Annotated in this window: 1 protein-coding gene and 1 pseudogene; both read right to left on the reverse strand. The window is 73.7% G+C overall.

The window, feature by feature from the left end:
* Positions 1 to 709 (reverse strand): annotated as a pseudogene (locus tag RB628_RS40755) (ATP-binding protein); the annotation flags it as partial.
* A 27-nt stretch (positions 710 to 736) separates the two neighbouring features.
* A partial coding sequence (locus tag RB628_RS40760; RefSeq protein ID WP_318325687.1) for a DUF6238 family protein occupies positions 737 to 1073 on the reverse strand: 337 nt, incomplete at its 5' end.

Consider the following 1073-nt stretch of genomic DNA (forward strand, 5'->3'; position numbering starts at 1 on the left):
CGCGCTTCAGCACGGTGCGCGCGAGGCCGGCCAGGAGCAGGAGACGGCGCTTGCGAGTCTCGGTCGACCAGTCGTCCTCGCTCACCGAGGCGGGCCGGGCCGGGGCATCCAGGGGGTTCAACCTGCCCGGGAGCCCCGGGCCCAGCGCGATGCTGTAGCCGCCGAGAGCCTGCGCGACGGCCGTCCACTCGCCCTTGGGATCGCACGGCACGTAGACCCGGTAGCCGTGGGCAATCGCCCTGGTGGCTATGGACTTGGCCAGCGCCGACTTGCCCATGCCGATAATCCCCGCGAGGACGGCGTTGGGGTTGGTGAAGCCCTCGATCCGGCCGTTGCTGTACAGCGAGAACGGGTCGTAGCAGAACGCGGCCTCCGCGTGGACATCGCGGCCGATGAAGATTCCCTCCGCGCCCAGGCCGCCCTCAGCGAGGAACGGATAGGCCCCGGACACGGTGGCGGTGGTCATCCGGTGGGCGGGCAGGCTGAGTTTGCCGCCGCGTGCCGAGGAGGGGCCGGGGCGTCCGGTCGGAGGGTAGGTGGGCCGCAGCTCCGGGTCGAGGGTTTCCTCGTTGCGGCGCTTGGGCGGGGCTCCGGCGAGGCGCGCCTGGCGGCGGGCCTCGGCGAAACCGGCGCGGGCGGTTCGCTGTTCGGTGCGCGATGCCTTGCGGGGGACGAACAGGTGGGAGGCGCTGGCACGGGTGCGGGGCATGAACGTTTCTCCAGACGGAAGGCAGGGTCAGCGGCGGACGAGGCCGGTGAACGGCGCGTGGAGGTCGGCCGGGGTGGTGTGGCGGCGGACCAGGTGCGCGGTGAGTTGGTGGCGTTGGCAGATGGTCAGCTCCGGTGCGCCTTCTGGCAGGCCGGCCCGGCACGTCTCGCGGTCGGGGACCTCGCCGGAACCGGGCCGGGGGGCCGCGTGGTAGGCGGCGTGGACGTGGTCGGCGGCCTGCCAGATCCGGGTGCGGGCGGCGCGGAGCTGGTCGCCCTCGATCGGCACGAGCTGGCCGGTGCGGGCGGCGTGGGCGTCGAGCAGGCCGTGCAGCGAGACGAGGTGGGCGTGCAGGGCGTCCAGC

The organism is Streptomyces sp. ADMS, assembly GCF_033441795.1.
Classification (GTDB): Bacteria; Actinomycetota; Actinomycetes; order Streptomycetales; family Streptomycetaceae; genus Streptomyces.